The sequence below is a fragment of the Sphingomonas sp. BGYR3 genome, from assembly GCF_025153455.1.
In the GTDB taxonomy this organism is placed as follows: Bacteria; Pseudomonadota; Alphaproteobacteria; order Sphingomonadales; family Sphingomonadaceae; genus Sphingomonas.
Genome location: NZ_JANZNT010000001.1, coordinates 348015 through 370390, shown reverse-complemented (window position 1 = coordinate 370390; position 22376 = coordinate 348015). Strand labels below are relative to the sequence as shown.

The window sequence follows — 22376 nt, the reverse complement described above, 5'->3', positions numbered from 1 at the left end:
GGCAGGGCTAAGCCTTGCTAGGCGCAACGAGGACCATCGTTTCAGGGGATGCTATGACCCGGCCGTTCGGCAAGCTGCTGTTATTTGGTGCGACGGGGGACCTGTCGCAGCGGATGCTTCTGCCCTCGCTTCACGGCCTTCACGCCGATGGCCTGCTGACCGATGGCCTGACCATCACCGGCACGGCCCGGTCGGAAATGGACGATGCGGGCTTTCGCGCGTTCGCGGCAAAGGCGCTGGACGAATTTCTGCCGGACGACCGAAAGGATCCGGCGACGATCCAGGGCTTTCTCGATCGCCTGCATTATCAGCCGCTCGATGCATCGACCATCGAAGGGTTCGATGCCTTGGCCACCAAGCTTGGCGACATTTCGGGCGGTCTGGCGATTTTCCTGTCCACGGCCCCTTCCCTGTTCGGGCCAACGATCGAAGGGCTGAAATCGGCGGGGCTGACGGGCGACAATGTCCGGATCAGCCTGGAAAAGCCGCTTGGCACCGATCTCGATACCAGCCGGCAGATCAACGACATCGTGGCCAGCGCGTTTCCCGAAGAGCGCACGTTCCGCATCGACCATTATCTGGGCAAGGAAACCGTCCAGAACATCCTGGCGCTGCGCTTCGGCAACGCTCTGTTCGAACCCAGCTGGAACGCGCGCGGCATCGACCATGTCCAGATCACGGTCAGCGAAACCGTGGGGCTAGAGGGGCGCGCAGGCTATTATGACGGGTCCGGCGCGCTGCGCGACATGGTGCAGAACCATATGCTTCAGCTGCTGGCGCTGATCGCGATGGAGCCGCCATCCCGTTTTGACGGCACCGCCATCCGCGATGAAAAGGTCAAGGTGCTGCGCTCGCTGCGCCCGATCACCGATGCCGACAAGCTGACGGTGACCGGCCAATATGGCCCGGGCGCCGTGGGAGCAAAGATCGTCGGCAGTTACGAGGAGGAGCTGGGCCGCCCCAGCACCACCGAAACCTTTGTCGCGATCAAGGCCCATGTCGACAACTGGCGGTGGCAGGGCGTGCCCTTTTACCTGCGCAGCGGCAAGCGCATGGCCGAACGGCGCAGCGAAATCGTTGTTCAGTTCAAGCCGGTGCCCCATTCGATCTTTTCCGAGCGCGGCGGTGCGCTTCAGCCCAATACGCTGGTCATCCGCCTGCAGCCGGAGGAATATGTCCGCCTGCTCGTGATGGCCAAGGAACCGGGACTGGACCGGGACGGGGTGCGCCTTCGCGAAGTGCCGCTCGACCTGTCGCTGACCACTGCCTTTGCCGGCACCCGCCGCCGCATCGCCTATGAACGCCTGCTCCTCGACCTGATCGAGGGCGATCCGACCCTGTTCGTCCGGCGCGACGAGGTGGAGGCGCAATGGGTGTGGATCGACGCGATCCGTCAGGGATGGATCGATCAGGGCGTCCGGCCCAAACCCTATGCCTCGGGCAGCTGGGGACCGAATGCAGCGATCGCGCTGACCGAAAAGGACGATGTGACCTGGAACGAGTGACGTTCCCGTGCCTTCGTCCCAGTGACCATTATCAAGGAGACCCCGACCATGGCCGATGAAATCGAATGGTGGGAATATGACGAAAAGTCCGAATTTGCCGACGCGCTGGCTGGCGATATCGGCTTCGTGATCGAAAGCGCGATCGACGCGCGCGGCAGCGCCGTCATCGCGCTGGCCGGTGGTCGGACACCCCAACCGGCCTATGACAAGCTGGCCAAGACCAAGCTCGACTGGAAACGGGTGACGATCATCCCGACCGACGATCGCATCGTGCCGATGGGCGATGCGTTGTCCAACGTGACGATGATTGCCCGCACCTTCCTGCCGCTCGGCGCGCGGGTCATTCCGATCACCAGCGAAAAGGCGGAGGATTACAAGGCGTGCGGCCGTGCCGCCGATGCACGGCTTCAGGATCTGCACTGGCCGCTCGACCTTGTTGTGCTGGGCATGGGCGCGGACGGCCACACGGCGTCGATCTTTCCCGGCCCCGACCTTGCCGAGGCGCTGACCGGGCCAAAGGAGCGCCGCGCGCTGGGCGTGATGCCCGATCCCCTGCCGGCAGAGGCGCCCGTTCCCCGCGTCACCCTGTCCGCATCCGCCATCGCCACGGCCAAGGCGCTGATGATCGCGATCACTGGCGATGAGAAGAAGGACGTGCTGGAACGCGCCATCCAACAGGGCGCTTCCTCCGCCTATCCCATCGGTCGTCTGCTGGCCGACATCGACCTGCCCGTGGACATCCACTGGGGCGCGTAAGCGAGACAAAGGGGATCCCGATGACCAACCTGCACCCCGAAATCGCCGCCGTAACCGACCGCGTCATCGAACGCAGCCGTCCGGGGCGCGAGGCGTATCTGGCCCTGATGAAGCGCGAACGCGATTCGGGCGCCGACCGGCCGAAACTGGGCTGCGCAAACCTTGCCCATGCCTATGCCGGCACGGACGAGCAGCGCGACCTGATGAAACCGGCCAACCGGATGAACATCGGGATCGTCACCGCCTATAACGACATGCTGTCGGCGCACGCGACCTATTACCGCTATCCCGAACAGATGAAGGTCTGGGCGATGGAGGCCGGTGCCACGGCGCAGGTGGCTGGCGGCGTGCCCGCCATGTGCGACGGCGTGACCCAGGGGTATCAGGGCATGGAATTGTCGCTGTTCAGCCGCGACACCATTGCCCTGTCCACCGCCATCGCCCTGTCCCACCGCACGTTCGAGGGTGCGGCGCTGCTCGGCATCTGTGACAAGATCGTACCCGGCCTGTTGATGGGCGCACTGCGCTTTGGCCATCTGCCCATGGTGCTGATCCCCGGCGGCCCGATGGCGACCGGCATCAGCAACAAGGAAAAGGCTCGCGTCCGCGAACTCTATGCCGAGGGTAAGGCCAGCCGCGAGGAACTGATGGAGGCGGAGATTTCCGCCTATCATTCCAAGGGGACGTGCACCTTTTACGGCACAGCCAACAGCAATCAGATGATGATGGAGGCGATGGGCCTGCACATCCCGGCCGCGTCCTTTGCCAATCCGGGCACCAAGCTGCGCCAGGAACTGACCCGCGCCGCCGTCCATCGGCTGGCGGAGATCGGTTGGGACGGCGACGATTACCGTCCCATCGGCGAGTGCGTGGACGAACGCGCCATCGTCAACGCCGCCATCGCCTTGCTCGCCACGGGCGGGTCGACCAATCACCTGATCCACCTGCCCGCCATCGCGCGGTCCGCCGGAATCGTGATCGACTGGGAGGATTTTGACCGCCTGTCGCGCAGCGTGCCGCTGCTCGCGCGGGTCTATCCCAACGGATCGGCGGACGTGAACGGGTTCGAGGATGCCGGCGGTCCCAGCTTCGTCATCCGCGAACTGCTGCGCGGCGGGTTGATGCACGGCGACATCCTGACGATCGCGCGGGACGGCATGGCCGCCTATGCCCGCAAGCCTGCGATCAAGGGCGACGCTCTGGTCTGGCACGATCACCCGAGCGACAGCGGCGACGACAGCATCGTGCGCACCATCGACGCGCCGTTTTCACCGGAAGGCGGCTTTCGCATCCTGTCCGGCAATCTGGGCCGCGCCTGCATCAAGGTGTCGGCCGTCGAGCGCGACCGCTGGACCATCGAGGCGCCCGCTCGCGTGTTCGACGATCAGGCTGCCGTCCAGGCCGCGTTCAAGGCGGGCGAGCTTGACCGCGACGTCGTGGTCGTCGTCCGGTTTCAGGGGCCGCGCGCCAACGGGATGCCGGAACTGCACAAGCTGACGCCGCCGCTGGGCGTGCTTCAGAACCGTGGGTTCCGCGTCGCACTGGTCACTGACGGGCGGATGTCGGGCGCGTCGGGCAAGGTTCCCGCTGCCATCCACCTGTCGCCAGAGGGACTGGGCGGCGGCCCGATCGCCCGCCTGCGCGACGGCGATGTGGTGCGGCTGGACGCAGAGGCCGGCACGCTGGAGGCGCTGGTCGATCCGGCGGAATGGGCAGCACGGCCGCTGGCCGAGGCGCCGCCCGCGCCGGATGGCACGGGCCGCGAACTGTTCGCCATGCTGCGGCAGGCGGATGAGGCGGAGCGCGGCGCATCCGCCATGCTGGCTGCGGCCGGCCTGTAAACGCGTCAGGAGGGGATAAGATGGAAATCGTAGCGGTTGATATCGGGGGCACGCATGCCCGCTTTGCCATTGCAGAGGTAGAGAATGGCAAGGTCGTCGCCCTGGGCGAACCGGTCACGCTGAAAACCGCCGAACATGGCAGTCTTCAGCTGGCGTGGCAGCATTTCGGGCGAGATGCCGGCCGTCCGCTGCCCCGTGCGGCAGCCATCGCCGTCGCCAGCCCGATCAATCCCGATCTGATCAAGCTGACCAACAATCCCTGGATCATCCGCCCGCCGTTGATCAACGAACGGCTGGAGGTCGACAACTGGTCGCTCATCAACGATTTCGGCGCCATCGGCCATGCGGTCGCACAGGTCGATGACAGCCAGCTGGTTCATCTGTGCGGTCCGGACGTGCCCCTGCCCGACAGCGGATCGATCACCGTGTGCGGACCCGGCACAGGCCTTGGCGTTGCTCAGGTGTTCCGCACCGGACGGGACGGCCATTACCATGTGATCGAAACCGAGGGCGGCCACATGGATTTCGCCCCGCTGGACGGGATCGAGGACGCGCTGCTGAAGCGCCTGCGCAAGACCTTTACCCGCGTTTCGGCCGAACGGGTCGCATCCGGTCCCGGCATCGTCGCGATTTACGAGGCATTGGCCGAGCTGGAAAACCTTCCTGTCAAAAGCCGTGACGACAAGACGCTGTGGACCATGGCGCTGGACGGCACGGACAGCATCGCCGTCGCCGCGCTGGACCGGTTCTGCCTCGCCCTTGGCGCGATTGCGGGCGACCTTGCCCTGGCTCATGGGCCAAAGGGCGTGGTGATTGCCGGCGGGCTTGGCCTGCGGCTCAAGGACAAGCTACTCGAATCCGGGTTTGAACAGCGGTTCACCGCCAAGGGCCGCTTTACCACGCTGATGAAGTCCATTCCGGTCAAAATCATCACCCATCCCCAGCCCGGCCTGTATGGCGCTGCGGCTGCCTATGCTCAGGAGCACACGCGATGAACGGTATCGAAGCGATCATGCGGACCAGCCCGGTCATCCCGGTTCTGGTGATCGAAGATGCCGCTACGGCCCGCCCCCTGGCCGAGGCGCTGGTCGCCGGCGGGCTGAAGGTGCTGGAGGTCACGTTGCGCACCGCTGCCGCGCTGGATGCGATCCGCGAGATGAAGCAGGTGCCGGGTGCAATCGTCGGCGCGGGCACAGTGGTGAACACCGACCAGTTCGCCGAGGCGATGAATGCCGGGGCCGAGTTCATCGTGTCCCCCGGCCTCACCGAACGGCTGGGCGATGCGATCATCCAGTCGGGCGTCCCGTTCCTGCCGGGCGTTGCGACCGCGGGCGACATCATGCGCGGCTATGACCTCGGCCTGCGACACTTCAAATTCTTTCCGGCCGAAACATCGGGCGGGCTAAAGGCGCTGAAGGCGCTGGCTGCTCCGTTTTACGAGGCGCAGTTCTGCCCGACCGGCGGAATCAGCGCGGCGACCGCCCCCAACTGGCTGGGTTTCGATCCCGTTCTGTGCGTCGGGGGCAGCTGGATCACGCCAAAGGGCGCCAGCCTGGCCGAGGTGGAACAGCTCGCCCGCGACGCGGCCAGCCTGGCGCGCTGACCGACCGGTACTGCCCGGCCCGCGCCGGGCATCCTTACTGTATTTGATGGTGCGTAGCTGGGCGCTGGCTCAGCTACGCAGCGTCACATCTCGCCGCGCGCCCGGCGGATGGCATACCATTTCTGGACGTTCGCGTTGTGCTGTTCCAGCGTGTCGGCAAAGATATGCCCGCCGCTGCCATCGGCCACGAAATACAGCGCGCTGGACGGTGCGGGGTCCAGCACCGCATCGATGCTGGCCCGGCCGGGATTGGCGATCGGTCCCTTTGGCAGGCCCGTCATCGCATAGGTATTGTAATCGTTCACCTGCGCGATTTCCGAACGCAGGATGCGGCGGCCCAGCGGGCGCCCCTTGGTGATCGGATAGATGATCGTCGGATCCGCCTGCAGCTTCATGCCCTGACGGATGCGGTTGGAATAGACCGCGGCCACGGTGCGCCGTTCCTCGTCCTTGCCCGTTTCCTTCTCGACGATGGACGCGAGGATGATCGCCTCTTCCGGTGTCTTTGCAACTGTGGTCGGCTTGCGGCGCTGCCATGCCTCGGCAAGGTAATCGCGCATCGCCTTTTGCATCCGCGCCAGCACGTCCGCCCGCTTGTCGCCGCGGTTATAGCTGTAGCTGTCGGGCAGTACCGATCCCTCGGCAGGCACGGCCACTGGCCCTTCCAGCTGCGGCGCCTTCATCAGTGCGTCGTGTACCAAAACCGACGGCCAGCCCTCCGGCACGGTCACGAAGCGTTGCAGCGTCTGTCCGCCCTGCAGCATCTTCAGGATGTCGGACTGGCTCAGCCCCTTGGGCACGCGATATTCGCCCGCCCGGATCGGCTCCGATCCGCCAAAGATGCGGGCATAGAGGCGGAACCGGTCTGCCGATTCGATCGCGCCCGCCTTTTCCATCGCACGCGCGGCCGCGGTCAGGCTCGACCCCTGCGGCACGATCACGGTCAGATTGTCGGGGGCCGGCCCCGGCCCGCCCCATTGACGCAGGGCATAGCCGCCGACCGCCAATGCGATCAGCCCGGCCAGTACCAGCAGACATCCGAATTTGCGCATTCGTTCCTCCGCCGGACCCGACCGGGCATGAACCGGATCAGATAGCCTTCATCACCAGGCTGGCATTCGTTCCGCCAAAGCCGAACGAGTTGTTCAGCACGGCGCGAACCTTCCGCTCCTTGGCCTTGTGCGGGACCAGGTCGACGCCAGCGCAATTTTCGCTGGGGTTGTCCAGGTTCAGCGTCGGCGGCACGATGCCGTCGCGCATCGCCAGGATGCAGAAGATGCTCTCCACCGCACCGGCTCCGCCCAGCAAGTGGCCAATGGCTGATTTGGTGGACGACATGGACAGATCGCCAATCGCATCGCCGAACAGGCGGCGGACCGCGCCCAGTTCCAGCTCGTCGCCCAGCGGGGTCGATGTGCCATGCGCGTTGATGTAATCAATGTCCGACAGCGACAGGCCAGACTTGCGGATCGCCATTTCCATCGACCGGAATGCGCCCGATCCCTCCGGATGCGGCGCCGTCACGTGATAGGCATCGCCCGACAGGCCATAGCCAAGCACTTCGGCATAGATTTTCGCGCCGCGCGCCTTGGCCCGCTCATATTCCTCCAGCACCACGACCCCCGCGCCCTCGCCCATGACGAACCCGTCACGGTCGCGGTCATAGGGGCGGCTGGCGCGGGTCGGATCGTCGCGGAAATTCGTCGACAGCGCGCGCGCCTGACCGAACCCGGCGATGCCGATGGGACAGATCGCGCTTTCCGCACCGCCCGCCAGCATGACGTCGGCGTCATCCATCGCGATCATCCGCGCGGCATCGCCGATCGAATGGGCGCCCGTCGAACACGCCGTGACGACGGCATGGTTCGGGCCCATCAGGCCATATTTGATGCTGACCTGACCGGAAATCAGGTTGATCAGACGCCCGTGCACGAAATGCGGCGACACGCGCTTCGGCCCCTTGTGCTCCAGCACCAGGGATTCGCTTTCGATGCCGGGCAGGCCGCCGATCCCCGAACCGATCGAGCACCCGGCGCGAAACCGCTGTTCCTCGGTCATGTCGGTCAGGCCGGCGTCTTCCAGCGCCTGTCCGGCGGCGTCGATGCCGTAAACGATGAACGGGTCGACCTGACGCTGGACCTTGTGGTCCACCCGCTTGCCGGGATCAAAGCCGTATTCATGGTCCGCCGGCTTTACTTCGCAGGCGTAATTCGTGTGGAAATCGGTGGCGTCGAACCGGGCGATGACACCCGCACCCGATTTGCCCGCGATGATGTTTTTCCAGGCGGTTTCGACATCGGCCCCCAGCGGGGTGACCAGGCCGAGGCCGGTTACGACGACGCGGCGCATGGCAAATTCTCCAAATAGTAAGACAGGCTCGAACCCGCGGGGGCTGAGCCTGTCAAACCCTGTTCCCAGTTACGGGACAGGTCCTCCAGCCCATCGACATGCTCAGGGCTGACGGATCAAAATCCGTCGTGGATCAGCCCTGATGCTCGTCGATGTACGCGATTGCATCCTTGACGGTCGTGATCTTCTCGGCGGCTTCTTCCGGGATCTCGACGCCGAAAGCTTCCTCGAACGCCATCACCAGCTCGACGATGTCGAGGCTGTCCGCGCCAAGATCGTCGATGAAGCTGGCATCCTCGGTCACCTTCTCGGCTTCGACGCCCAGATGCTCGACGACGATCTTCTTAACCCGATCGGCGGTCTCGCTCATTCCCTGTTCCTTTATGCAAGATGATAGCAGTGTTCGTATCGCACCTAATCCGCCCAATGTGCGGGCGCAAGAGGGGGACCGGTGCGGCAGCGGCGAAGCGTCAGGAAATCATCGCCATTCCGCCGTTAACGTGCAGCGTCTGGCCGGTAATATAGCCCGCTTCACGGCTGACAAGATAGACGACGGCCGCCGCCACATCCTCACCGCTGCCCAGATCGCCCGCCGGAATCCGGCCGAGCAGGCCCGTTTTCACGGCATCGGGCAGCGCATCGGTCATTGCCGAGCGGATGAATCCCGGCGCGACGCAGTTGACCGTGACCTGCCGGCTGGCCAGTTCCTGCGCAATCGCCTTGGACATGCCGACCAGGCCCGCCTTGGACGCGGCATAGTTAGCCTGGCCCGGATTGCCGGTCGCGCCGACGACCGACGTGATCGACACGATGCGGCCAAACCGCTGCTTCATCATCGGCCGGCTGGCGGCACGCATCAGGCGAAAGGCCGCTTCCAGATTGACCTGGATCACCTGGCTCCATTCCTCGTCCTTCATCCGCATCGACAGATTGTCGCGCGTCACGCCGGCATTGTTGATGAGGATATCCAGCCGTCCGCCAAGCGCCTCTACCGCCTGCGGCACCAGCGCATCGACGGCGGCCGGATCGGACAGGTTGCACGGCAGCGCCACGTGATCGCCGCCCAGTTCGGCCAGAAACGCCTCCAGCTTGGCGACATTGGATCCGGAAACGGCCAAGCGCGCGCCCTGCCCCGCCAATGCGCGGGCAATCGCAGAACCAATGCCCCCGGACGCGCCGGTCACCAGCGCGGTCATTCCAGTCAGATCGAACATCATCGTCATCCTTGTCATCACAGCTGCGCGAGCAGCGTCTCGATATCGTCCATGCCGACCACGCTGACCGGCGTCGCATCGGGGGCAATCCGCTTGACCATGCCGGACAGCACCTTGCCGCCCAGCTCGACATAGCCCGTCACGCCGCCATCCCACATGGCCAGCACCGATTCCCGCCAGCGGACCATGCCGGTCACCTGTTCGACCAGCAGCTGACGGATCGTGTCGGGATCGCTGACCGGCGCGGCCGTGACATTGGCATACACGGGCACCAACGGTGCCTGGATCGCCACATCGGCCAGAGCCGCCGCCATCGCATCGGCAGCCGGCTGCATCAGCGGACAGTGAAATGGCGCGGACACCGGCAGGGCGATGGCACGCTTGGCGCCGTGATCCTTGGCGATGGCGATGGCGCGATCGATGGCGCCCTTGTGCCCGGAAATCACGACCTGGGTCGGGTCATTGTCATTGGCGACGGCGCAAACCTCTCCCTCGGCCGCCGCGCCGGCAATCGCCCGCGCCTTGTCCAGATCCGCGCCGAGCAGCGCCGCCATTGCACCGACGCCCACCGGCACCGCCGCCTGCATCGCCTGTCCGCGCAGCTTCAGCAGCCGCGCCGTGGTGGCCAGATCGAATGTGCCTGCGGCGCACAGGGCGCTATATTCCCCCAGCGAGTGCCCGGCAACGAAATCCGCCTTGTCGGACAAGCGGATGCCGCCTTCCCGCTCCAGCACGCGCAGCACCGCAATGGCGTTCGCCATGATCGCGGGCTGCGCATTTTCGGTCAGGGTAAGCTCACCCTCCGGCCCCTCGGTCATCAGCCGGAAGAGGTGCTGGCCCAATGCCTCGTCCACCTCCTGAAATACTTCGCGGGCGACAGGGCTGGCATCGGCCAGCGCCTTGCCCATGCCGACGGCCTGGCTGCCCTGCCCCGGAAAGATGAATGCACGCATGGCCTGCGGACCTCCGTTTGAATTGGCCCGCCGGACTAGCGCCATCCAAGCTGAACGCAAGGGTGCCGCTTGCGACAATTGGCGACCCTTTCGCACCGCGGCCGGGACAATTGCGGGACAGCCGCACCCCAGATTGGCCCCATCGAAGTTCAATCGAGGAGTTCAGGAACATGAAAAAGCTGATCCTTGGCGCCATCGCCGCCTCGCTGATCGCCACCCCGGCACTGGCCGCCCCGCCCCGCCATGAGCGGCAGGTGGTGAAACAGCAGCCGAACCGCACGGTGATCGTCGAACGTGGCCCCGGCTATCGCGAACGCACCGTCATCCGCCACGATCGGGCACGCAATGACCGCCAGTGGCAGCGCGGCCAGCGATTCGACCGGCGATATGCGACCAACTATCGTCAGATCGACTATCGCCAGTATCGCCAGCGCGGCCTGTATGCTCCGCCCCGCGGCTATCAGTGGGTGCAGTCGGGCAATGACGCCGTGCTGGTCGCCGTGGCCAGCGGCCTGATCGGCGCGGTGATCGGCGGCATCGCGTTCTGACCCTTGCCTTTCCGCCAGAAACGGCTAAGGGAACAAGCCTCCGGGGTGCAGGGCGTGTCTCTGCGCCCCGGTGTGTATTTGAAGACGACAGCCGGAGGGGCATGGCATGGGGCCATGTCAGCGATCGGCCAAGAATGAGGAAGACCCATGGCTCTTTACGAGCACGTGTTCCTTGCGCGCCAGGATCTGGCACAGGCGCAGGTGGACGCGCTGGCGGAAACCGCCACGAAGATCGTCGAATCGATGGAAGGCAAGGTCGTGAAGACCGAAACCTGGGGCCTGCGCAGCCTCGCCTATCGCATCGCGAAGAATCGCAAGGCGCATTACGTCATGATCGAGATCGACGGCCCGCCGACGGTCGTTGCCGAGCTGGAGCGCCAGACCGCGATCAACGAAGACGTGATCCGTTACATGACCGTGAAGGTCGATGAACTCGAATCCGGCCCCAGCGTGATGATGCGCAAGGGCGATCGCGATCGTCGCGGCCGCCGCGACCGTGATGAAGAAGGCCGGGGAGAATAAGACATGGCACGCGCATTTTTCCGCCGTCGCAAGAGCTGCCCCTTCTCCGCGAAGGACGCGCCGCGCATCGATTACAAGGACATCCGTCTGCTGCAGGGCTTCGTGTCCGAGCGTGGCAAGATCGTTCCGTCGCGCATCACTTCGGTGAGCGCCAAGAAGCAGCGCGAACTGGCCCAGGCCATCAAGCGCGCCCGTCATCTGGGCCTGCTGCCCTACATCGTGAAGTAAGGAGCGCCGGACATGGATGTCATTCTGCTTGAGCGCGTCGAAAAGCTCGGCGCCATCGGCGATGTGGTGAAAGTCAAGGACGGCTTTGCCCGTAACTACCTGCTGCCCAACAAGAAGGCGCTGCGCGCCAACGAAGCCAATCGCAAGGTGTTCGAAGCCAATCGTGAGCGGATCGAGTCGGAAAACGCCGCTCGCCGCGAAGTGGCCCAGAAGGACGCCGGCAAGGTTGACGGCGCGTCGGTGACCCTGATCCGTCAGGCATCGAACACCGGCCAGCTGTACGGTTCGGTCGCGGTCCGCGATCTGGTCGAGGCGCTGGAAGCCGAAGGCCACAAGGTCGCCAAGAACCAGGTCGTTCTGGACAAGCCGATCAAGGCGATCGGCGTCTATGACGTCAAGGTCGCGCTGCACCCGGAAGTGTCGGTGACGATCAAGGTGAACGTCGCCCGCTCCCCGGAAGAAGCCGATATGCAGGCGCAGGGCGTCGACGTGATGGCCGCGATGTTCGAAAAGGACGAAGCGGGCTTCACCGAAGCCTATGATCCCAATGCGGAGCCCGGCGAAATCGCCGCCGAGCCGGCCGCCGAGGAAGAAGCCCAGGGCTGATCAGCCCCACGGCTATGAAATGAAAAGGGCCGCCGGATCCGATCCGGCGGCCCTTTGTCATATCTGGTCGGGTTTGACCGTCCGATCAGGGAACGGACACGCAGGCAGTAATCACCGCCGCCAGCGGGATCAGACTGAACATGACCGGAAGCATCTTTTTCATCACCAATTCCCATTGCGCCTTTTGCACAATGTAATGCGCCGATGATGCTTTGGTTGCTCCAGGCTGAACAGAAATGCTTCTGTGCCGGATAGTGGCGCTGATCCTCGCGGTGCTACCACGACAGAAGAATGAATGGCCCGCATCACGTTTCGCAGATGCGGGCCGATCAGTTTTACGCCTTTGGCGGATCGGCGATCATCGCCGTGAAATTGGCGGTTGCCGCGACGGCATCGCCCAGCAGGGCGCGGCCCGCGAACTTGCACACGGTCGAACGCTTCTGCGTGAACTCGACCTCCAGCGTCAGCAGGCAGCCGGGCTCCACGGGCTTGCGGAACTTGGCTTCCTCGATCGCCATGAAATAGACGAGCTTGCCCGACCCAGCCAGGCCCAGGCTTTCCACGGCAAGCACGCCGGCGGCCTGAGCCAGCGCCTCGACGATCAGGACACCGGGCATGATCGGGCGACCGGGGAAATGCCCCTGGAAAAAACCCTCGTTGATCGTCACCGCCTTGACCGCGCGGATGGACTGTTCGGGAACAATCTGTTCCACCCGGTCGACCAGCAGCATGGGATAACGGTGCGGCAGCGCCGCCATCACCCGCTGAATATCCAGCGGGCCGATGACGGCGCGGCCCTCGGCCTCGGCCTCGCTCACCGGCCTTCGGGGGCCGGCGTGGTGGTGCCGGCGGCAGGCTGCTGGGGCTGCTGCTGCTGCGCCTGAGCGGCGCGGACCTGCGCTGCGCGGGCAACCAGCTGCTGATACTGCTGCAACAGCTGCATCGTCTGCTGAGTCGGGCGCCAGTTGGCCGGCGGCGTGATCGCGACGGTCGGCGTCGTGCGGTCCAGTTCGGCCTTCAGCGCGGCAGTGACGTTCGCGGCGTCGGGTGCATAAACAAACGCTTCCGGCGACAGGATCACGTTGATCTTCTTGTCCGCGATGACCTTGGTCTGCGCAGCGGGATACGCGCGCAGCACGGTTTCAAGCGCATAGGCCTGCGCCAGGATCAGCGGTTCGTTCAGCGTGTTGATCGCCTGTTCCGACTGCTGCTGGATCGTCTGGATCTGGGTCAGCTCCGTGCGCTTGGCGGTCTGCGCGGCCTGCACCTCGGCTTCGGACAGCTGATTGTCCTTGTTGGTGTCCAGCGCGGTGATCAGCGGGCGCAGCTGGGTATCCGTCTGCTGGCGACGCTGCGTGATCTGGTCGATATTCTGCTTGTACGTCGTGCGGATCTGCTGGTTGGCGGTTTCGAACGCCTTTGCCGTCAGGATCGCTTCGGACGGGTCGGCATAGGCGATGCCGGCAACCTGCGCGACCGCAGGGGCGGCGCCCAGCGCGATCACCATTGCGGCGAGCGGAAGGTGGTTCAGCTTGGTCATCAGAATGCAGTTCCTACGTTGAAGGTCACAAGTTTCGGATCGTCGCCCTCATAGCTGACGATATCCTTGGCGATGTCGATGCGCAGCGGGCCGAACGGCGAGTTCCAGTTGACGCCGATACCGGCCGTCACACGGGGCTTGATCGTGTCGCCCAGATACAGCTCGTTGAACAGCAGCTGCGGCCGGTTGGCGTTTCCGTTTGCGTCGATCGCCTGCGTCGTCGACACGAAATCGCCGCTCGCATTCTGGCCGATGAACAGCGGATTGCCTGCGCCGTCGCGGGCTTGCGGCGCCTGAAGCACCGGACGGGTCAGGCCAGCCAGCGCGCCCACCTGGACAAACACCGACGGCCGGATGCCCAGTTCCTGAATGCCGCTGCCCAGCGGCGGTTCCAGTTCCAGCTTGCCCAGATAATAGATGGTGCCGCCAAGCGGATCGTCGACCAGCTGGTTGCGGTCCGTCACCGGGATCTGATCGCCGGTATCGGGATCGATGCCGGTATAGGTCTGACGCAGGATGCGGGGGCCGACGCCGCGAATCTGGAATCCGCGGAACTGCGGCTCGCCCAGATAAAAGCGGTCGTTGATCCGGATGGGATCGTTGCCCGGCCCGCGGCTCGATTCCAGCGAATAGATATATCCGCCCTCAAGCGTGGTGGAGAACACCCAACCCTTGCCGAAATTCATGTATTTCCGGAAATCGCCGCGCGCACGCAGATAGCGGACGTCACCGCCCAGACCCGCGACGTCGGCACCGACCACCAGTCGCTGGCCGCGCGTCGGGCGCAGGCGGCTGTTCAGATTGTCGTAGATCAACGACAGGGTGATCGCAGAGGTGATCCGGTTGCCGATCGCATCGCACAGATACCGTCCGGCGCGCAGCGGATCGCACTGCCCGTTCGTAAAGAACTGGCTTTCGTCCAGCGTGATATCGTCCTGCTGAAGCGTATAGCGGCCCGACAGCGTCCAGTATTCGGTCAGCGGAATGCCCGACACGATGTTGAATCCGGTCGAAACCTGCTGGAACGTCGTGTTCCGGTTCTGGCCCAGGAAGTTGAACGAATTGAAGTCGCGCCGGAACAGCGATCCGCCAAGCGCGATGTTCTTGTCGAACAGATAGGGCTCGGTAAAGCCGACCTCGACCGACTTGGCAAAGGTGGAATAGTTCACCTCCAGCCGGATATCCTGGCCCCGCCCACGGAAATTGCGCTGGCGGATCGACCCCTGAAGGATGAAGCGTTCAAGGCTGGAGAAACCGGCCGACAGGCTGAGTTCGCCGGTCGAGCGTTCCTCGACATTGGCGCGCAGCACAACGCGGTCGGGCGCCGAACCTTCGGCCTGCTCGATCTCGAACTTGTCCTGGAAATAGCCAAGCGAGTTGATGCGGTCCTGGCTGCGCTTGACCAGGAACGTGTTGAACGCATCGCCCTCCGCCACGCGCATTTCGCGCCGGATCACCTTGTCCTGCGTCTGCGTGTTGCCGGTAATGTCGATCCGCTCGACATAGGTGCGGTTCGCCTCGGCAATGAAGAAGCCGAGGTTCATCTCCAGCTTTTCGCGGTCCCGGTTAAACTCCGGGCGAACGTCGCTGAACGCATAGCCGAACGTGCCGGCCAGTTCGCTCAGCTGGTCGATGGTGTCTTCGACCAGCTTGGCGTTGTACCAATCGCCCTTCTTCATCTGCAGGCCCTTGGCCAGCGCTTCGTCGTCGAAATCGCGGATCGCACTGTCGACGGTCACTTCGCCGAATTTGTAGCGCGGCCCTTCCTCGACCACATAAGTGATGATGAAGTCTTCCTTGTTCGGCGTCAGCTCGGCAACCGCCGAAATCACGCGAAACTCGGCATAACCATTGGTCAGATAGAACTGGCGCAGTTTCTGCTGATCATAGGCCAGCCGGTCCTGATCATAGCTGGTGTTGGACGAAAAGATGCGGAAAAACCGCGCCTGCTTCGTCGCCATTTCCTTGCGCAGCTCATTATCGCTGAACTGCTCGTTCCCGATAATGTTGATCTGCCGAACCTTGGATTTCGGTCCTTCGGAAATCTCGAACACCACATCGACGCGGTTCTGATCGAGCGTGACCATCTGCGGCTCGACGGTCGCGGCAAAGCGGCCCTGACGGCGATACAGTTCAATGATCCGCGCAACGTCGGCCCGCACGGCAGTGCGCGTAAAGATCTGACGCGGGGCCAGCTTGATTTCTGGCAGGATCTTGTCGTTCTTCAGCCGCCGGTTGCCCTCAAGCACGATGCGGTTGATGATCGGGTTCTCACGGATTCGAACGACAAGGTCGCCCGTCTCGACCCCGGCAATCGACACGTCGGCCAGCAAGTCCGAATTGAGCAGATCGCGGATCGCCTCGTCCACCGACTCGTTGGTGTACGGCTCGCCAACGCGCAGCTTGGTGTAGGACAGCACGGTTTCCGGCTCGATCCGCTGCGACCCTTCGACCCGGATCGACTTGACCAGCTTTACCGGCGCAGCGGCCGGTGCGGCCGGGACGGCCAGTGTCGGTTGAGCCGGCGCCGGCGCGGATTGCTGTTGTGCGGGCGGGGGCGCGGATGGCGCCGTCTGCGCTGCCGCAATACCCGACAGCATGGTGCCGGCCAGCAGCGCGGATGCGCTCGATCCGATCGAAATGAGCTTGGCCTTGGTCACGAACCCCACCTTACAACGAAAAACAACCGCATCTGTCCCAAATGCGCGCGCCAGCCCTGCCCTAACCTGCCGTGCCGATCAACCCGGCGAGGCCGCGCCATACGCCGAATGCGCCAAGATCATTGAAGGTCACGACCAGAACCAGGTTCAACAGCGACACCAGCCCTGCGCGGAACGACCAGTCCATCACGGCCGGATTGACCGGGCGGCCGCGCACCGCCTCTGCCGCATAGAACATCAAATGGCCACCATCCAGCATCGGCACTGGCAGCAGGTTGATGAACCCCAGATTGATGGAAATGATGGCGATCAGGATCACGACATCCCGCCAGCCCAGGCTGAGCTGCTCGCCGGAAATCTTGGCAATGCGCAGCGGCCCGCCCAGTTCGTCGATCGGCCGCTTGCCCGTGATGATCTGCCCGATCCCGTCCACCATCCCGCGCAGCTGCTTCGCCGCCAGCACGACACCGGTCCATGGTGCCTCGATCAGGCTGACGGGTTCATAGACCAGTCCGGCCGAAATCACGCCCAACTGTCCGATGCGATGTTCATTGCCGAATCGGTCGCGCATCCGCTGCACCCCGGTGGTCAGCGGCAGGGTCAGCGCCTGCCCCCCGCGATCGATGGACAGGCCGATCCTCTCGCCTGGCCGCAACTGAACATAAGCGGCCACATCGCCAAAGCTGGATACCGCGCGGCCGTTCAGCGCCGTCATCCGGTCCCCGACCTGCAATCCCGCCTTGGCCGCCGGGCTGCCCTCAACCACCGCGCCAACGACGGGTGGCGTACGCTCGACCCCGATAAAGGTGGCAAGAGTGCCAAGGATCAGGACGGCGATGACGAAATTGGTCACCGGCCCCGCCGCAACGATGATCGCGCGCTGCCACACCGGCTTTGCCTGAAAGGTCTGCGCCCGCGCATCAGCCGGCAATGCCAGCCATTCCGGACTGGGCTGCCCGGCCGGATTCATGTCCCCGGCAAACTTTACATAGCCGCCAAGCGGAACCCAGCCGAATTTCCACCGGGTGCCGCGTCGGTCGGTGAACCCCGCAACTTCCTTGCCAAAGCCGACTGAAAACGCCTCCGCCTTTACACCGAACAGGCGGCCGGCGGCATAATGGCCAAGCTCGTGCAGGAACACGAGCGGCCCGATCACCAGCGCAAAGCCGATGAGATAAAACAAAAAGCCGGGACTCTCGCTCAAGAAACGCCCTTCCTCACCCGCTCGTCCGTCCGCACCCGCGCTTCGGCATCGATGGCGATGACCGCATCGACGCCGTCCGGCGCGGCCGGATCATAGCCGGACAAGAGTTCCTCCACGATTGCGGCAATTTCAAGAAAGCCGATGCGCCGGTCGAGAAAGGCCTGCACGGCCACCTCATTGGCGGCATTCAGGATCGCGGGACGCGCCCCGCCCGCATTCAGTGCCGCCCGCGCCAGCCGAAGCGCGGGAAAGCGGGTTTCGTCCGGCGCCTCGAAATCCAGCCGGGACAGGCTGGCGAAATCCAGCGGCGCGATGGGGGTCGCCATCCGGTCCGGCCAGGCCAGCGTATGTGCGATCGGCACCCGCATGTCGCTGGGCCCCAACTGCGCCAGGATCGACCCATCGACATAATCGACCATCGAATGGATCACCGATTGCCGGTGGACAAGGATCTCGATCCGGTCGCCCGGCACGGGGAACAGCCGGGCCGCCTCGATCAGTTCCAGCCCCTTGTTCATCATGGTTGCGCTGTCGATCGAGATTTTGGCGCCCATGGTCCAGTTGGGATGGGCCACCGCCTGTTCGGGCGTAACCGCCGCCATCTGCTCCAGCGTCGAGGCGCGGAACGGCCCGCCACTGGCGGTCAGGATGATGCGGCGCACCCGTTCGGGTCGCTGAAAATCGAAACACTGGAAAATGGCGTTGTGTTCGCTGTCGGCAGGCAGGATCGTGGCCCCGCTCGCCTTGGCCGCGGCCAGCACCAGCTCGCCGGCGGAAACCAGCGGCTCCTTGTTGGCGATGACCACCGTGCCGCCGCCCTCGATGGCGGCCAGCGTCGGGCCAAGGCCGGCACAGCCGACAATGGCGCTCATGATCCAGTCGGCGGGCAGGCGCGCTGCCTCGCACACCGCCTGTGCGCCCCCCGCAGCTTCGATGCCCGTACCGGCCAGTGCGGCCTCAAGCTGGGAAAGGCAGGCCGCATCGCCCACCACGGCCCGCTGCGCCCGCGTGCGGATCGCCGCCTCGGCCAGCTTGGCAACGTCGCGATTGGCGGTCAGCGCGACGACGCGATACTGGTCCGGCTCGCGCTCGATCAGGTCCAGCGTCGATCCACCGATCGAGCCGGTGGCGCCCAGGATCGTCACTGTCCGCATCAGGCGATGCCCGGCACCAGAGCGAGCAACAGTGCAGCGCAGGGCGCAACCGGGACCAGTCCGTCCAGCCGGTCCATCAGACCGCCATGCCCCGGCAACAAGTTACTCGCATCCTTCACCCCAGCCCGTCGTTTCAGCCAGCTTTCGAACAGATCGCCGATCTGCGCCAGCACGGCCAGTATCGGCGTGGCCATTGCCAGCACTGACGGCAGGCCATAGCGCGACAGGGCAACCGCGAACAGCCCGGCGGCAAGCACGCCGCCGCCCAGCCCGGCCCATGTCTTGTTCGGGCTGACCATCGGGGCAAGGCGCGGGCCGCCGATGAACCGCCCGGCGAAATAGGCACCGATATCGCACGCCCAAACGAGCGCCATCGCCCATAGCGTCAACAGGATGCCATCCGGGCGATCCCGCAGGATGAGCAGCGCCAGGATGGGCAACCCGACATACAGGATACCACCCGACAGCCACAGGCGGCGATCCACCGCCATTGCAAAAACCGCCGCACCCAGGATCAGGCCAAGGCCAAGGAACCCCGGCCCCGCCGCCCAGGGCGACAGGATCGCCAGCGGCACCATCAGCGCCATCTGGCCAAACCATACCGCCCGCGGCGCAGTTTCGGTCAGTCCGCCCCATTCGCGCAGCATCAGCAGCCCGACCACGGTCAGCGCCAGCCAGAAGGCAAAGCCGCCCAGCCAGATGACCGCCATGCCGACCACCGCCAGCGCCAGGCCGACACCGGCGCGAACGGACAGGTCGGCTAAAGGAGCGGCCACCGTGCGGATCACAATCCGCCGAACCGGCGATGTCGCCCGGCAAAGACGCGGACGGCATCGGCCAGTGCCTGCTGGTCGAAATCCGGCCACAGCGTGTCGACGAACAGCAGTTCGGCATAGGCCGCCTGCCACAACAGGAAATTGGAAAGCCGCTGTTCGCCCGACGTGCGGATCAACAGATCCAGCGGCGGCAGGCCCGCCGTGGTCAGCTCGTCATCGAACCGGTCGGCGTCGATGGCATCCGGGTCGACCCGCCCGGCAACCGCCGCCTTCGCCAGCTTGCGCGCCGCCGCGACGATCTCTGCCTGTGCCCCGTAATTCAGGGCGATGACCAGTGTGTGGCCCGCCGATGCCGCCGTCCGATCGACCGCATCGTCGATCATCGTAACCAGATCGGGGGCCAGCGCGCGATAATCGCCGATCACGCGCAACCGCACCCCTTCCTTGATCAGGTCGTTCAGCTCGGTTTTCAGGAAATGGCGCAGCAACCCCATCAGGTCGCCGATTTCCTCCTCCGGCCGCCGCCAGTTTTCGGACGAAAAGGCATAGAGCGTCAGCACCTCGATGCCGAGCGAGCGCGCGGCGCGGGAAACGGTGCGTACCGCCTCCACGCCCTTGCGATGGCCAGCAATCCGGGGGAGCCGGCGCGCCTTTGCCCAGCGGCCATTGCCATCCATGATGATCGCAACGTGCCGGGGGACGGCGGGCGCGCCTTGGGAACCGGCGGGGTCGGAACTCACTTGCCCAGAATTTCCTGTTCCTTGGCATGGGCGGCGGCATCGATGTCCGCAATCGTCGCGTCGGTCAGCTTCTGAACCTCGGTTTCGTGCCGCTTGCGCTCGTCTTCGCTGATCTCGCCCTTCTTCTCGTCGGTCTTCAGGCTGTCCATGCCGTCGCGCCGCACGTTGCGGGCCGCGACCCGCGCCTTTTCGGCATATTGCCCGGCCAGCTTGGCCAGCTCCTTGCGCCGCTCCTCGGTCAAATCGGGGATCGGCAGACGCAGCGTGGTGCCATCCGTGATCGGGTTCAGGCCAAGACCAGCCGAACGGATCGCCTTTTCAACGGGGCCGACATTGGATTTGTCCCACACCTGCACCGACAGCAGCCGGGGTTCGGGCGCGGAAACCGTCGCCACCTGATTGAGCGGCATCTGGGCGCCATAGACCTCGACGGTCACCGGCTCGAGCAGCGAGGTGGATGCGCGGCCCGTGCGCAGACCGCTAAGATCGCCCTTCAGCGATTCGACGGCACCATGCATCCGGCGCTCCAGATCGGCCTTGTCATAAGCGGCCATGGCTGATGTTCCTTCCTATTCTGTTCTGATCAGGCTTCGTTGCGGACGATCGTGTGCGTGCCCTCGCCCCGCAGCACGGCGGACAGATTGCCCTCGCTGCGAATGTTGAACACCACGATCGGAATGTCGTTGTCGCGGCACAACGCGACGGCGCTGGCGTCCATCACCTTCAGGTCGTCGGCCAGCACGCGGTTGAAACTGAGCGTTGCATAACGCTGGGCACCCGCCACCTTCTTGGGATCGGCATCGTAGACGCCATCGACGCTGGTCCCCTTGAACAGGGCATCGCACTGCATTTCTGCGGCGCGCAGTGCGGCGGCGGTATCGGTGGTGAAGAACGGGTTGCCGGTGCCGGCGGCAAAGATCACGACCCGGCCCTTTTCCATGTGCCGCTCCGCACGCCGGCGGATATAGGGTTCGCAGACGCTGGCCATCGGGATCGCCGATTGGACGCGCGTATCCACGCCCAGCTGCTCTAGTGCATTCTGCATCGCCAGCGCGTTCATCACCGTCGCCAGCATCCCCATATAGTCGGCGCTGGTCCGGTCGAATCCCCGCGCCGCAGCGGCCAGACCGCGAAAGATGTTGCCACCGCCGACGACCATGCAGACTTCCAGCCCCGTTTCGGTCGCCGCCTTCACCTCGCGCGCCACCCGCTCGCACGTGGCAGGATCAATGCCGAACTGGCCACTGCCCATCAGAACCTCTCCCGACAGTTTCAGGAGGATGCGTTTGAAGCCTTGGTCAGTCATGGATGCCTGTCGATCAATCTGAATGGGACGCCCGGGCGGCGCTGGTTGCGGCGGACCTTAGTGTCGGTCGTTCGCGCTGCCAAGCGGGGAAGCTGGCGCGGCGGCGATATGCCGGATTTTTGACGATGATGTCCATATGGGCCGTCAGCCACCATTCAGGCAGCGGCAATGTGCCCTATTCTATCGATGGATCGCATACTGTTACGGCGCGTTTTGCCGTGATAGCAGGTGCGATGTTCTGAGCCGCCGGAATGCGCTGCGGCGGAATGGAGATTGACGATGGCGACCCTGAAGCGATTGAAGCAACTGGCCCTGGCGACGGCGCTGACCGCCACGCTGGCCGCTTGTGCCACCCCCACCCCCTATCGCCCGGCAACGGGCAGCGGCTATTCGCGCTCCGGCTATTCGGAGCAGCAGATCGAGCCGGACCGGTTCCAGGTCATGTTTTCGGGCAACAGCGTGACGTCGCGCGAAACGGTGGAACGGTATCTGCTCTATCGGTCGGCGCAGCTGACACTGGAACAGGGTTATGACCATTTCGTCCTGGCCAATCGCGATACCGACAAGCAGAGCCGCACGGTCGTTAATGACTGGGGCGGCGGCTTCGGCGCCTTTGGCGGCTTTGGCTATTGGGGTCCGCGCTGGCGCTTTGGCGGTCCGCGCTGGGGCTATGGCGCGTGGAGCCCCTGGTATGACCCGTTCTGGGATCGCCAGATCGACGTGCGCACGATCAACAAATACGAGGCGATGGCCGAAATCGTGATGGGCAAGGGCCCGAAGCCGAGGACCGATGTCCGCGCGTTCGATGCGCGTGCCGTAATCGAAAGCCTTGGCCCGACGGTCAGGATGCCGACCGCCGGCTGATCCAGCC

The 22376-nt window shown here is 64.7% G+C and carries 24 protein-coding genes; 10 read left to right on the top strand and 14 right to left on the bottom strand.

All coding sequences use genetic code 11. The features are described from left to right. Positions 1–53 precede the first annotated feature (53 nt). Genes zwf through eda form a run of 5 tightly spaced genes read left to right on the top strand, consistent with a single transcriptional unit; the run spans position 54 to position 5705 of the window. A complete protein-coding gene (zwf, locus tag NYR55_RS01655) occupies positions 54–1505 on the top strand; it encodes a glucose-6-phosphate dehydrogenase (RefSeq protein ID WP_260019513.1) in 1452 nt (483 codons plus the stop codon). A gap of 48 nt (positions 1506–1553) precedes the next feature. After that, positions 1554–2261, top strand: a complete 708-nt coding sequence (pgl, locus tag NYR55_RS01650; RefSeq protein WP_260019512.1) for a 6-phosphogluconolactonase — start codon at positions 1554–1556, stop codon at positions 2259–2261. A gap of 20 nt (positions 2262–2281) precedes the next feature. Next, positions 2282–4102: a phosphogluconate dehydratase gene (edd, locus tag NYR55_RS01645; RefSeq protein ID WP_260019511.1), complete on the top strand. Its 1821-nt coding sequence runs from the start codon at positions 2282–2284 to the stop codon at positions 4100–4102. A gap of 20 nt (positions 4103–4122) precedes the next feature. After that, positions 4123–5097, top strand: a complete 975-nt coding sequence (gene glk, locus NYR55_RS01640; RefSeq protein ID WP_260019510.1) for a glucokinase — start codon at positions 4123–4125, stop codon at positions 5095–5097. Further along, positions 5094–5705, top strand: a complete 612-nt coding sequence (gene eda, locus NYR55_RS01635; RefSeq protein ID WP_260019509.1) for a bifunctional 4-hydroxy-2-oxoglutarate aldolase/2-dehydro-3-deoxy-phosphogluconate aldolase — start codon at positions 5094–5096, stop codon at positions 5703–5705. The genes glk and eda overlap by 4 nt, the downstream gene beginning before the upstream one ends. A gap of 83 nt (positions 5706–5788) precedes the next feature. Here the strand turns inward: eda and mltG are convergent, their stop codons facing one another. From mltG to fabD, 5 genes are all read right to left on the bottom strand, one after another. After that, entirely contained in the window at positions 5789–6757 is a 969-nt protein-coding gene (gene mltG / locus NYR55_RS01630; RefSeq protein ID WP_260019508.1) for an endolytic transglycosylase MltG, read from the bottom strand. A 37-nt stretch (positions 6758–6794) separates the two neighbouring features. Then, on the bottom strand, positions 6795–8054 hold the full coding sequence (fabF, locus tag NYR55_RS01625; protein ID WP_260019507.1) for a beta-ketoacyl-ACP synthase II: 1260 nt from the start codon (positions 8052–8054) through the stop codon (positions 6795–6797). Between the two features lie 133 nt (positions 8055–8187). Then, on the bottom strand, positions 8188–8424 hold the full coding sequence (locus NYR55_RS01620; RefSeq protein ID WP_260019506.1) for an acyl carrier protein: 237 nt from the start codon (positions 8422–8424) through the stop codon (positions 8188–8190). A 100-nt stretch (positions 8425–8524) separates the two neighbouring features. Next, entirely contained in the window at positions 8525–9268 is a 744-nt protein-coding gene (gene fabG / locus NYR55_RS01615; protein ID WP_260019505.1) for a 3-oxoacyl-[acyl-carrier-protein] reductase, read from the bottom strand. 17 nt (positions 9269–9285) lie between these two features. Beyond that, a complete protein-coding gene (fabD, locus tag NYR55_RS01610; protein WP_260019504.1) occupies positions 9286–10221 on the bottom strand; it encodes an ACP S-malonyltransferase in 936 nt (311 codons plus the stop codon). Positions 10222–10391: 170 nt separating this feature from the next. Here fabD and NYR55_RS01605 point away from each other — a divergent pair, with 170 nt between their 5' ends. The 4 genes from NYR55_RS01605 to rplI all read left to right on the top strand — a co-directional run bounded on the left by NYR55_RS01605 (position 10392) and on the right by rplI (position 12125). Continuing rightward, positions 10392–10769: an RcnB family protein gene (locus NYR55_RS01605; RefSeq protein WP_260019503.1), complete on the top strand. Its 378-nt coding sequence runs from the start codon at positions 10392–10394 to the stop codon at positions 10767–10769. A gap of 147 nt (positions 10770–10916) precedes the next feature. Then, positions 10917–11291 (top strand): 30S ribosomal protein S6, encoded by a 375-nt coding sequence (gene rpsF / locus NYR55_RS01600; RefSeq protein ID WP_260019502.1) that lies wholly within the window; start codon positions 10917–10919, stop codon positions 11289–11291. 3 nt (positions 11292–11294) lie between these two features. Then, on the top strand, positions 11295–11519 hold the full coding sequence (gene rpsR / locus NYR55_RS01595) for a 30S ribosomal protein S18 (RefSeq protein ID WP_260019501.1): 225 nt from the start codon (positions 11295–11297) through the stop codon (positions 11517–11519). Positions 11520–11531: 12 nt separating this feature from the next. After that, positions 11532–12125 carry a 50S ribosomal protein L9 gene (gene rplI / locus NYR55_RS01590; protein ID WP_260019500.1) on the top strand — a complete coding sequence of 198 codons (594 nt, stop codon included), beginning with the start codon at positions 11532–11534 and terminating at the stop codon, positions 12123–12125. A 335-nt stretch (positions 12126–12460) separates the two neighbouring features. Here the strand turns inward: rplI and fabZ are convergent, their stop codons facing one another. The 9 genes from fabZ to pyrH all read right to left on the bottom strand — a co-directional run bounded on the left by fabZ (position 12461) and on the right by pyrH (position 21505). Next, positions 12461–12943, bottom strand: a complete 483-nt coding sequence (fabZ, locus tag NYR55_RS01585; protein WP_260019499.1) for a 3-hydroxyacyl-ACP dehydratase FabZ — start codon at positions 12941–12943, stop codon at positions 12461–12463. After that, entirely contained in the window at positions 12940–13665 is a 726-nt protein-coding gene (locus NYR55_RS01580; protein ID WP_260019498.1) for an OmpH family outer membrane protein, read from the bottom strand. Before NYR55_RS01580 ends, fabZ begins: the two co-directional genes overlap by 4 nt. Next, positions 13665–16265, bottom strand: a complete 2601-nt coding sequence (gene bamA, locus NYR55_RS01575; RefSeq protein ID WP_260021519.1) for an outer membrane protein assembly factor BamA — start codon at positions 16263–16265, stop codon at positions 13665–13667. Before bamA ends, NYR55_RS01580 begins: the two co-directional genes overlap by 1 nt. A 121-nt stretch (positions 16266–16386) precedes the next feature. Further along, entirely contained in the window at positions 16387–17529 is a 1143-nt protein-coding gene (locus NYR55_RS01570; protein ID WP_260019497.1) for a M50 family metallopeptidase, read from the bottom strand. Continuing rightward, entirely contained in the window at positions 17526–18683 is a 1158-nt protein-coding gene (gene dxr, locus NYR55_RS01565) for a 1-deoxy-D-xylulose-5-phosphate reductoisomerase (protein WP_260019496.1), read from the bottom strand. Before dxr ends, NYR55_RS01570 begins: the two co-directional genes overlap by 4 nt. After that, a complete protein-coding gene (locus tag NYR55_RS01560) occupies positions 18683–19459 on the bottom strand; it encodes a phosphatidate cytidylyltransferase (RefSeq protein ID WP_260019495.1) in 777 nt (258 codons plus the stop codon). The genes dxr and NYR55_RS01560 overlap by 1 nt, the downstream gene beginning before the upstream one ends. Before the next feature lie 8 nt (positions 19460–19467). Continuing rightward, the gene (uppS, locus tag NYR55_RS01555) at positions 19468–20136 is read right to left on the bottom strand and encodes a polyprenyl diphosphate synthase (RefSeq protein ID WP_260021518.1); all 669 of its coding nucleotides are present in this window, start codon (positions 20134–20136) and stop codon (positions 19468–19470) included. A gap of 59 nt (positions 20137–20195) precedes the next feature. Continuing rightward, positions 20196–20753 carry a ribosome recycling factor gene (frr, locus tag NYR55_RS01550; RefSeq protein WP_260019494.1) on the bottom strand — a complete coding sequence of 186 codons (558 nt, stop codon included), beginning with the start codon at positions 20751–20753 and terminating at the stop codon, positions 20196–20198. A gap of 29 nt (positions 20754–20782) precedes the next feature. Beyond that, a complete protein-coding gene (gene pyrH / locus NYR55_RS01545) occupies positions 20783–21505 on the bottom strand; it encodes a UMP kinase (RefSeq protein WP_260019493.1) in 723 nt (240 codons plus the stop codon). A 279-nt stretch (positions 21506–21784) separates the two neighbouring features. On the opposite strand from pyrH, the gene NYR55_RS01540 reads away from it, so the two are divergent. After that, the gene (locus tag NYR55_RS01540) at positions 21785–22369 is read left to right on the top strand and encodes a hypothetical protein (protein WP_260019492.1); all 585 of its coding nucleotides are present in this window, start codon (positions 21785–21787) and stop codon (positions 22367–22369) included. Positions 22370–22376 lie beyond the last annotated feature (7 nt).